At 55.8% G+C, this 9,495-nt stretch carries 12 protein-coding genes and 1 tRNA gene; 4 read left to right on the top strand and 9 right to left on the bottom strand.

Annotated features, from left to right (window positions below; all coding sequences use genetic code 11):
- Nucleotides 1-144: 144 nt before the first annotated feature.
- On the bottom strand, nucleotides 145-687 hold the full coding sequence (locus ABF824_RS14405) for a copper chaperone PCu(A)C (protein ID WP_415489697.1): 543 nt from the start codon (nucleotides 685-687) through the stop codon (nucleotides 145-147).
- Between the two features lie 149 nt (nucleotides 688-836).
- Between ABF824_RS14405 and nrdR the strand changes: the two genes are divergently transcribed.
- The 4 genes from nrdR to ABF824_RS14385 all read left to right on the top strand — a co-directional run bounded on the left by nrdR (nucleotide 837) and on the right by ABF824_RS14385 (nucleotide 3,344).
- Complete coding sequence (gene nrdR / locus ABF824_RS14400) at nucleotides 837-1,307, top strand: transcriptional regulator NrdR (RefSeq protein WP_415489696.1); 471 nt, start codon at nucleotides 837-839, stop codon at nucleotides 1,305-1,307.
- Nucleotides 1,308-1,396: 89 nt separating this feature from the next.
- Complete coding sequence (gene nusB, locus ABF824_RS14395) at nucleotides 1,397-1,951, top strand: transcription antitermination factor NusB (RefSeq protein WP_415489695.1); 555 nt, start codon at nucleotides 1,397-1,399, stop codon at nucleotides 1,949-1,951.
- Nucleotides 1,935-2,951, top strand: coding sequence for a thiamine-phosphate kinase (thiL, locus tag ABF824_RS14390; RefSeq protein ID WP_415489694.1), 1,017 nt, complete (start codon nucleotides 1,935-1,937; stop codon nucleotides 2,949-2,951). Before nusB ends, thiL begins: the two co-directional genes overlap by 17 nt.
- A 213-nt stretch (nucleotides 2,952-3,164) precedes the next feature.
- On the top strand, nucleotides 3,165-3,344 hold the full coding sequence (locus ABF824_RS14385) for a hypothetical protein (RefSeq protein WP_415489692.1): 180 nt from the start codon (nucleotides 3,165-3,167) through the stop codon (nucleotides 3,342-3,344).
- A gap of 29 nt (nucleotides 3,345-3,373) precedes the next feature.
- Here ABF824_RS14385 and ABF824_RS14380 read toward each other — a convergent pair whose 3' ends face one another.
- The 8 genes from ABF824_RS14380 to ABF824_RS14345 form a co-directional block, all read right to left on the bottom strand.
- Nucleotides 3,374-3,526, bottom strand: a complete 153-nt coding sequence (locus ABF824_RS14380; RefSeq protein WP_415489691.1) for a hypothetical protein — start codon at nucleotides 3,524-3,526, stop codon at nucleotides 3,374-3,376.
- Between the two features lie 565 nt (nucleotides 3,527-4,091).
- A tRNA-Ser gene (locus tag ABF824_RS14375) sits at nucleotides 4,092-4,183 on the bottom strand.
- Between the two features lie 100 nt (nucleotides 4,184-4,283).
- On the bottom strand, nucleotides 4,284-4,838 hold the full coding sequence (locus tag ABF824_RS14370; protein WP_415489690.1) for a hypothetical protein: 555 nt from the start codon (nucleotides 4,836-4,838) through the stop codon (nucleotides 4,284-4,286).
- Nucleotides 4,839-4,923: 85 nt separating this feature from the next.
- Entirely contained in the window at nucleotides 4,924-6,282 is a 1,359-nt protein-coding gene (locus ABF824_RS14365) for a purine-cytosine permease family protein (RefSeq protein ID WP_415489689.1), read from the bottom strand.
- Nucleotides 6,279-7,109: an SDR family NAD(P)-dependent oxidoreductase gene (locus tag ABF824_RS14360; protein WP_415489688.1), complete on the bottom strand. Its 831-nt coding sequence runs from the start codon at nucleotides 7,107-7,109 to the stop codon at nucleotides 6,279-6,281. The genes ABF824_RS14365 and ABF824_RS14360 overlap by 4 nt, the downstream gene beginning before the upstream one ends.
- Before the next feature lie 205 nt (nucleotides 7,110-7,314).
- Entirely contained in the window at nucleotides 7,315-8,130 is an 816-nt protein-coding gene (locus ABF824_RS14355) for an FkbM family methyltransferase (protein WP_415489687.1), read from the bottom strand.
- Nucleotides 8,131-8,239: 109 nt separating this feature from the next.
- Nucleotides 8,240-9,118, bottom strand: coding sequence for a formyltetrahydrofolate deformylase (gene purU, locus ABF824_RS14350; protein WP_415489686.1), 879 nt, complete (start codon nucleotides 9,116-9,118; stop codon nucleotides 8,240-8,242).
- Between the two features lie 103 nt (nucleotides 9,119-9,221).
- On the bottom strand, nucleotides 9,222-9,495 hold a 274-nt coding region (locus ABF824_RS14345; protein WP_415489685.1), incomplete at its 5' end, for a hypothetical protein.

Here is a 9,495-nt window from a genome sequence, read left to right as displayed (position 1 = left end):
ACTTGAAGCAACATTCATTCAGCATACGCAGGAGCAAAGAATTTTTCAGAAAATTCTCCCACCAATACAATAGATACTTAATTTTATCCCAAACAAGCTCACGCCACAGAAAAGTGGCTTTAGCTATTGCAGAAAAAAAATCACTTAACGATTCGCCGGATAGGTCTTGCCTTCCCTGACCTCGAACTCCACCGTCTTGGCCGAACTGCCCAGCAAGTGAAATGTCAGCGGAATTTTCATCCCCGGCGTGATGGTCTTTCCGGGCGCAATCCGACAGGCCAGATGATATCCCCCGGGTGGAAAGACCAACACCTGCTGCGGTGGCAGGGTCAGATGCTGGAACAACATGCGGGTCATCGAATCGACTTCGAGATCCGAATGGTATCCCATGATTGTCGAACAGAAGGGGGACGAGACATTGTCGACCAGATGCGCGGTTTCAGAGCGGTTCTCGATAGCGAAATAGGCCGCCACAATGTCGCCAGCATGCCCGACATGCTGCACCCATCCATCATGGATATCCACGTCATCAACAGCGTGCGTCTGGCCAGGTGCATTGCCCGGGTGCAGATTTTCATCAAGCGGCGTTTCGGCCCACGCCACCGTCCCGGTTGTGAACAAAGTCAGCATCAGTGCTCCATACGCACCGCGTCGCACGCTCTCTGTCACCCGCAGTTTTCTCACCACCACGCTCTCCTTCCCCCGATTGGGACTCTCCTCGTTATTTACGCTATACCACTGACCTGTGGCACATAGTCACACGCCTGTCCTGCATGGCAGATTTCGGGTTGCTGACTGAGAGCGGCAGCCCCTTCAGGAAACGAGACAAGAAAACGATGCGGTGCCCGTTCTGCAGCGAAGCCGAAACTCAGGTGAAAGACAGCCGTCCCATGGAAGACGGCACGTCCATTCGCCGTCGCCGCGCCTGCGCGACCTGTGGTCAGCGCTTCACCACCGTCGAACGCGTGCAACTGCGGGAACTGGTCGTGGCGAAAGCAGACGGCCGGAGAGCTCCGTTCGACCGCGAAAAGCTGGCCCGCTCCATCCGCATCGCTCTACGCAAGCGTCCTGTGTCCGATGAACAGATCGAACAGATGGTCAGCGGTATCGTCCGACGGCTCGAAGCCTCAGGGGAAAATGAAATTGCCACGCCCTTTATTGGCGAACTGGCGATGGAAGCCCTGCATGCAATCGATGCGGTGGGTTATGTCCGTTTTGCCAGCGTTTACCGCGACTTCCGGGAGACCAAGGATTTCTCGGAAATCCTCACCCGCATAGACGATCACCGTAACAAAGAACAAAAATGACAGGCCCGACGCAAGGAAAGGCTGGACCTTGCGCGTCAAAGCCGTCATTTACCCCCGCCTTGGGTAACGATTTGGCAGGAGGACGATCATTGGTCCATTCAGATGAACGACTGAGTTCGGCCCTGCGCCCGCGGACGGCGGCGCGTGTTGCGGCCATTCAGGCACTTTTTCAGATCGAACAGAGCAATGACCAGCCGGATACGGTAATTGTCCAGTTCGTTCAGCACCGCTTCGGCACGCCTCTTTCAGGCGAAACCTATCAGGATGGCTACATTCCGGAAGCTGATGTCACGCTGTTCACAAAGCTGACGCGACAGGGCGCAGCCAAGCGCGAGCATGTCTGCGAACTGCTGACGGAAGTGCTGCCGGCATCATGGCCGGTCAACCGACTGGACCCGGTTCTCCGCGCGTTATTCGCGGTCGCAGTAGGCGAAATGGAAGCACCTGATGCACCGCCGCCCAATGTTCTCATCAATGAATATCTTGATGTGGCACATGGTTTCTTCTCTGGCGATGAACCGAAACTGGTGAATGGCGTTCTCGACACACTGGTCAAGCGGCTGAAAGCAGCAAAAGATGCTCCGGCCGTGAACACAAACGAGAATGAGAGCGAAACGGTCGCGCCGGATGACGAGGCGATCTGAAGAAAGCAGCCTTCCGGCCCTGCCGGAAGAGTTCTCTTTCATACGACGACATTTTCTTGCGCTTGCTGGCGAAGGGGCACTTGGCCTCACGGATGATGCCGCCGTTTTCAGGCCTCGCCCCGATCGCGAACTGGTCGTGGCTGCGGATGCCATGGTGGAAGGCGTGCACTTCCTGCCCACCGATCCACCGGATACGATCGGTCGCAAGCTGCTTCGCACCAATCTCTCCGACATGGCCGCCATGGATGCCCGGCCTTTTGGCTGGCTGCTGACACTCTCCTGCCCCAGAAATGATGGACGTCACGATGACGCCTGGTTTGCCGCTTTCACAGCCGGGCTGAAACAGGATCAGGCGCTTTTCGACGTTTCCCTGCTCGGGGGTGATACAACTTCCACAACCGGCCCGCTGGTTCTTTCCCTGACCATTCTGGGGGACGTCTCCCCGGGAAAGGCGCTTCGCCGCAATGGGGCACAGGCGGGTGATGGACTCTGGGTCACCGGAACGATTGGTGACGGGGCATTAGGACTGAAAGCGCTCCTTGGAGAGCTTCCCGACCCAACAGGCTGGCTGACTGAACGCTACCACCTTCCCCGCCCACGCCTTGGTCTGGAGCTGGGAAATATCGCTCATGCGGCGATGGATGTTTCAGATGGGCTTGTTCAGGACACCGCGCATCTGGCCCGCGAAAGCGGTTTGGGCGTTCGGCTTGACGTGGACACGGTGCCTCTGTCGGACGCCGCCCGCGCTGTTGTAACGAATGACGGCCTGCGCGAACTCTGCCTCACTGGCGGCGATGACTATGAACTGCTGCTTGCGGTGCCTGAAGAACAATCCGTGCAGTTGCAGGCAAGATGCTCTGCTCGTGGCGTTCCGGTCACGCGCATCGGACGATTTGAGCCAGCAGGCATGGGCCTGAAAGCTGTGCGGCGGGATGGTACTTCTTTTCCCTTGAGCCGGTCCGGCTGGAGCCACATGGGAACGGACGAAAACTTTATTTAACAACGTCGATTTTAATTGTGCTGCACAGGGAATGTCTGCCTTTAATCATGGGCGCGACAAACCGGTTTCACGGTAGCCTGCCCATTACAGACCAATCGATGAAGCCGTTTTTACGTTCGGCTCAAAGAACCGAGGCAAAATCAACTTCCCCTCCCTTCCTTGATCTCTGAATGACCAAAATGTTTTGCCGCTCGCAATCGGAAGGTCACCGAGATGAAGATCAAACACATTACGCTGCTGAGTGTCGTCCTTCTGCTCTCAGTCGGCTGTGCAAGTGGCTACGGCCCCCAGCACAGGCTGGGGCATCACGGCCAGCCACCTGTTCCGCCTACCGGATGGGGTAGTCCGCAGCCGCATATTGATGAACGCTTTCCGTCGCCTTCTCGGTTGTGAAGCAGCGAAAATAACGACGTATCCAACTCTCAGTGCAGCAGCGGACAGGTCGTTTTCTGACCGGGAAGATGGTCGAAATTGCACTTGATCGAGCCATCGACAGGGAGATTGTTCGGATCGGGTTTTGGGCAGCAGGCCGAGAGAAACGCACCAAGAGTAAACAGCAGAGCGATGCGTTTCATCAAAGTTACCTCACACCAATCGGGCAAGTGGCCGCACAATTTTCCAGACATGCGCACCAAGCAGCGACAGCACAATACCGGCAATCAGTAGCACGATGCATGATTTCTTCTTCATGGGAATCTTTTCCTTCATGGAACACACCACTACTTCAGTGACTATCTCAGATCAGCGACGGCTGGTGCGTTGGCCGGGGGGATGCTCATACAGGTAATGGCGTCTGGACTCCGCCATAAGACAACGTCCGCGCGCGACCCGATCGGAAATTTCATTGCAACTATGAAGCTTCGATTGGTCGCGGTGCGCTTCCTGACGGGGTGTCAATCGCGTATGCCCTGAACAGGCGCTTAATAGAATCAGCGTTGATGCCAATGTCAGTGCGCGTTTCATTCCCTTATCAGCCCCGTCGGTGATGTTGGGAGAAGCTCCCTGCGCGCCTGTTTATGACAGTCCCCCGATGCGGGCAATGTCATGCCATTGCAGCAGACGGGTGTCAGCTATGGCTGCAAATGCCGCGCTTGACGCGAAACCGCGCACACCATCAGAAGATTGGATTTTTAAGGAAAATGGCGGAGGGGAAGGGATTCGAACCCTCGATACGGGGTTACCCGTATAACGGTTTAGCAAACCGCCGCCTTCAGCCTCTCGGCCACCCCTCCAAGCACCAAAGTGCTGGTGCGCGGACACTACTCGGTTATGATGCGTGCGTCAAACCTTCTTGATGCAGAAATCTCTGCAAATCGAACGTGCCACCAACCCTTACTGAGTTTGCTGTGGCTGATTGCTCATTTCCTGAATCAGCGCCTGCGTTGCATCCGGATTGGCCTGCAGGAGACGCACATTGTTCGGATTGAGAGCCGGCGCATTCTGGGCGTTCTGCGCATTGGATGTGATGGCGTAGGTGATGCCGAAACAGGTCAGACCCATGACAAAGGATCGGGGTGTGAAACCCTGCGCCCTGAGAACCGGCTCAATGCCCGGCACAGCTTCAACGCGACGGATCGTATCTTCCAGTGAACTCTGCCCGCTTGGCGCCGGCGGTTGCAACCCTGCATTCTGAAGCGCCTGAAGCGTCGTGATCATGCGTGGCAAAAAGTCGGAGGGAAGCGCGTAGGATGCAGCGGTCTGCACATCCTTCCGCATCGCCGCCATCTGCTGTTCCGTTGGCTGCGGAGGCGGCTGATAGGCACCGGATGATTCTCCACCGGATGCCACGGTCTGCGCCTTTGCCTGACGGCTTTCCGCAAGGTGCCCCCCAAGGCAGACGGCCAGCGCAAGCGCCACACTCAGCGGTTTACGATACGGATTTCTCATGGCTGCTCCTTCGCACGACTTTCAGAATGCTCGCATCACGCTGATACCAACGAACCCGTAAATTGGGTCATATTTCCGGCGCACGTCAAATTGTGAGCCGCTGGTCCTTTCGACGACCCATCGCATACCATAGTCCCGCGACCAGAAAGCCGACATAGTATCCCACGTCGGCCCCACCAAGCCAGCGCGCGATCGGGCCTGTGTAAAGCGAACTGGTCGAAAACAGCAGGACGGTCAGCACGGAAGTCACCACGAAGATGGTCGCCCCGCGTGTCCAGCCCTGTGGCGGCAACTGATCCTGACCGTAAGCCGTGCGCCCTGTCCCGCTCATATACCAGTCAGCCAGAACAATGCCGCACCATGGCGCGATCCAATACATCGTGACCAGCAGATAATCGGTGTAAAGCGAAGCGTAACGGCCAGCCCCGGCAACGGCCAGCACGTAGCCCAATGAGGCAGTGATAATCGCCGCCGCCACACGGGAAATATGGATGCCAGCCGATATCAGGCTGTAGCTGGCCGTGTTGTCATTGAACGAATTCCCCGTGATCGAGGAAAGGGCAATGGCCGCCAGTGCAAGTGGCCCCAGCGGTCCCATGGCGTGTTGCAGACTGGCGATCACGGCCGTCGGAGAAGGTTCGGAGATACTGGTTGCCGTGAGCAGGCCCAGAATCTGGAAGGGCACTGCGGAAAGCAGCAGTCCTGCCAACGCCAGTTTCACCACCAGCTTCGGCTCGGTGTCAGCAGGCAGGTAACGGGTATAATCGGAAGAATAGGTCGACCAAGACAGATTGAAACTCACCAGAATTCCGACTGCCAGAAGAAAGGTGGCGAAACTGACGGGATGCGTGGCGTGGACCATGCCACCACCGCGCAGCGCGAACGTGATGCCGATAGCGGCGAAAACAATCAGCAGGCCGCCACCCAGATATTTCTGAAGTGCCTGCACCACATGATGTCCATAAATCGAAGCCACCATCTGGATTGTCGCCAGCACACCAAGGGCCAGCCAGAAGGGCGTCGGCAATCCGCAAAGAGACAGGAGCCCTATCAGGGCCGCCGCTGCCGGAACATTGTTCACGGCGTCCCAGCCAACGCAATAAAGCCAGTTCAGGAAAGAAGGCGGCCGAACACCCAGCGTTCCAAGCGCCAGACGCGACGCTTCCATCTGGGTGAGGCCCGTGGATGGCCCGATCGCAGCCGCCAACGCGACCGGCATCGCCCCGATCAGGTTGCCAAGCAGAATGGCCAGCACGCCGGTATGAAAATCGAGCCCGAGACTGACAAGCAGCGCACCTGTCACCCACCCACCCGGGCCGAGATTGGGCGAAAAATGGCTCCAGAACACACGGTCCAGCGACATGGTCTTGCGTTCTGCCGGAACGGGATGACAGACCGATGCAGCCGAGATGTCTTCCATCAAACCGTGTGGTCTGGACGTCATCTCCCGCTCCCGGCTTTCTCAATCAGCGGCATGCTGCCCGCCGCTCCTGTTGGCTGATTCTGGTAATACCGTTCCGCAAGTGAAATCGGCAACAGATCCATGAAGCGGGAACCGGCGACAATCCAGCGCGGAAAGGCAATGCGGCGTTTGTTTTTCGCCAGCCCGACCATAATCTTCTCGACAGCAGCAGCCGCCTGCATCAGTCCGGGCATGGGAAACTCATTGGTCGCGACCATGGGGGTATTCAGAAATCCGCACACCACGGAACTGAGCAGGATGCCTTCTTTCTGAAGGTTTCCGCCGGTCGCCACCATAAAGCGATCCACCGCCGCCTTGGTCGCGCAGTAGGAAGGCGTGCCGGGGAAAGAGACCAGTCCGGCAATCGAGGAAATTGCGGCGATACGGCCACGATAGCCATCCGGGCCGCGAGGCTGCCGACGCATCACATCCAGTGCTGGAAACAGCGTGTTGAGAACGCCATCCAGATTCACATCCACCATACGACGGACCTGATACTCCGGCTCAGAAGGTTCCGTCGCACCCCCTATCCCGTCATGAACGCCGCCTGTGACGCCAGCACAGGCCAGGACCAGATCAAGATGTTCGGCTGCTTCGATGGCCTGTCGCATGGCGGCTGCATCCGTCACGTCCAGAGCATGTCGCGTGACCCGCGCACCCAGCGCTTCTACGCGTGAGGCTGTGTCTTCCAGACCCGCAGCATTGCAATCAATGAGATGAAGGGAAACGCCCGGACCAGCCGTACGAAGAGCGAATGTGCGTCCAAGGCCGGACGCCGCACCCGTGATAAGCAAGGAATTCTGTTTCATGAACGCGCCAAAACCTCACGGCGCAAACGCTGTAACTTCTGAAAAATAAAGGGCATCCGAACGTATCGACCTCTCTGTTCCGCAAACTGTTGCCACCATGCAGAACAGAGGCCTCATTGAAAAGGTCGGGAGGCTTTCTTTATCTCTGCCCGAGAAGTCATTCCAAATCAGCTCATTAGACCACGGACCAACCAAAGCCGTCACATCAGATAACAACCTGTTCGACCACTTCCAGCCGTTGCGCACGGCAGCAGTCATAAAACAAAGGCAACTTATCGACAGGAACGAGCGCATGATTCAACGCGGCTTCGTCGAAATGGGTGATCTGATCGCGGATCACCATGTCTCTTCTCAGTCTGAAATCAATATATCCAATGGAAGGCAGAAAATTATGATAAAAATCCACTCGTGCGCCTGACAAAAGCTCACAGAATATTATTGGCCGGTTTTTCCTTATGGTTTTTTCAGCGCCTTCCAGAAAAGCATGTTCATGCCCTTCTATGTCGACCTTTATGACTGAAAGCGGGTCCACTATATTCATCAGGTCCAGCTTCTTCACTTCCACACGAACTGTCCCCTTCAAGTGCTCCTTGAAGGAGCTTTCCAGAGAACAGCTTGTTTCCATCAATCCGTGGGAATCATCAGGAACATAGAGTGGAAATTCCCCGACACTGTTGCTCAGGGCGAAGCCGTAAATATGAACCCGGCTTTCCAAATTATTGAGTGCTATATTTCTTTTCAGTGATTCTTTTACAATCGGATACGGCTCAAAAGAGAGAACAGAGACCGTCGACGACGCCTTGCAAGCCAGCACAGTATAAAATCCTGTATTGGCGCCTACATCGATAAAAATCCCTCCCAAACGAGAGAGGGATTCTATGATCATGGCAGGCAAAGGCGCCTCGAATGATCCATCCTGTATTTGCGCTACGATCTGGTCTTTTCCACCAGCGTCATCAAACAGAAAATCTCGACCTAAAAGAGAAAGAAAAACTGCCCCACCTTGCACGTCACTGCTCATCACGCCGCTTCCATCAGGTTAGTAACAGTAACTCCCTAGCCAATACTCCTCCGCAACCGCAAAACACTTTTTGAATACATCCATAGTATCGTTATATTATCAACAACAATTAGGATGTAAAAACGATGGCCTTGTTGCCATTCATGACCGTGCGCATCTCGATATGATACCGCACTGCACGCGCGAGAACACGGCGTTCGATGTCCCGTCCCTTACGGATCAGGTCTTCAGGGCGGTCTGCATGGGAAATACGCTCCACATCCTGTTCGATGATCGGTCCTTCATCGAGGTCCTTGGTCACGTAATGCGCTGTTGCGCCGATCAGCTTCACGCCGCGCTCATAGGCCTGATGATAAGGCCGCGCGCCCTTGAAGCCCGGCAGAAAGGAATGATGGATATTGATGCACCACCCTGAAAGCGCCGCCGCCATCTCATTCGACAGAATCTGCATATAGCGCGCCAGCACCACCAGTTCCGCGCCAGCCTCTTTGGTCAGCGCAAGAATTCTGGCTTCCTGTGCGGGTTTGGTTTCTTTTGTAATCGGCAGATAATGGAAAGGAATGCCATAAAATTCGACATCCTTGTACGTCTCTTCTGGGTGGTTTGCGATAATGCCCACCGGATCGATCGGCAACTCGCCAATCCGCCAGCGATAGAGAAGATCGACCAGACAGTGATCGAACTTCGAGACCATCATCATGACTTTCGGACGATAGGACTGGCAGTTCAGCCGATATTTCATGGAGAACTGTTCAGCAACTTTCGCAACGGCCTCACGCACGCCGCTTTCATCGGCACCGCCTTTGACAATATCGAACATGATGCGCATGAAAAACGTGCCGCTTCCCACGTCATCATATTGCTGCGCCTCAGTAATGTTCGCACCCACGTCGTAAAGCGCCTGGCTCAACAGTGCCACAATCCCCGGACGGTTCGGACAACTCAACGTGATGATATAACCTTTGGCAGTCGGGGACAGGGTGGACATCAGGGACTCAACTCCGTTTCAGAATCGAAAAAATCTTATCGCCGCGAATGCAACGTGGAAAGAGTGCGATAAAAATCTTCAAACATTGGAAACACCCACAAACTCAATGAGCGACGGCTTTTCCTATGCCATCCACCCATCGTCTTCCATTCCACGTCACCAGCAATCCACGGTCCGCAGGCCCGGCAAGGGAGGAATAGCAGTCGGCACAATAGGCGATCGTCCCGGCCCCTCTTGCCTCATCAAGACGTGCAAAGGGAACGGGCACCAGTTGCGCCGATCTGACGGCGTAAATACCGTGTCGGCCATCGGCGTTGTAATCAACCTGCGCGAACATGCCGTCCGACCGCAACGCAACCACCGGCTTCCCTTCTACC

Source organism: Acetobacter sp. (assembly GCF_047721705.1).
Lineage (GTDB): Bacteria > Pseudomonadota > Alphaproteobacteria > Acetobacterales > Acetobacteraceae > Acetobacter.
This window is presented reverse-complemented; position numbering and strand designations above follow the sequence as displayed.

What these genes read in the sequence shown, in the direction of transcription:
- nrdR (WP_415489696.1), top strand. Translation starts at nt 837, where the DNA reads ATGCGGTGCCCGTTCTGCAGCGAAGCCGAAACTCAGGTGAAAGACAGC.
- thiL (WP_415489694.1), top strand. Translation starts at nt 1,935, where the DNA reads ATGACGAGGCGATCTGAAGAAAGCAGCCTTCCGGCCCTGCCGGAAGAG.
- ABF824_RS14385 (WP_415489692.1), top strand. Translation starts at nt 3,165, where the DNA reads ATGAAGATCAAACACATTACGCTGCTGAGTGTCGTCCTTCTGCTCTCA.
- ABF824_RS14380 (WP_415489691.1), bottom strand. Translation starts at nt 3,526, where the DNA reads ATGAAACGCATCGCTCTGCTGTTTACTCTTGGTGCGTTTCTCTCGGCC.
- ABF824_RS14370 (WP_415489690.1), bottom strand. Translation starts at nt 4,838, where the DNA reads ATGAGAAATCCGTATCGTAAACCGCTGAGTGTGGCGCTTGCGCTGGCC.
- ABF824_RS14365 (WP_415489689.1), bottom strand. Translation starts at nt 6,282, where the DNA reads ATGACGTCCAGACCACACGGTTTGATGGAAGACATCTCGGCTGCATCG.
- ABF824_RS14360 (WP_415489688.1), bottom strand. Translation starts at nt 7,109, where the DNA reads ATGAAACAGAATTCCTTGCTTATCACGGGTGCGGCGTCCGGCCTTGGA.
- ABF824_RS14355 (WP_415489687.1), bottom strand. Translation starts at nt 8,130, where the DNA reads ATGAGCAGTGACGTGCAAGGTGGGGCAGTTTTTCTTTCTCTTTTAGGT.
- purU (WP_415489686.1), bottom strand. Translation starts at nt 9,118, where the DNA reads ATGTCCACCCTGTCCCCGACTGCCAAAGGTTATATCATCACGTTGAGT.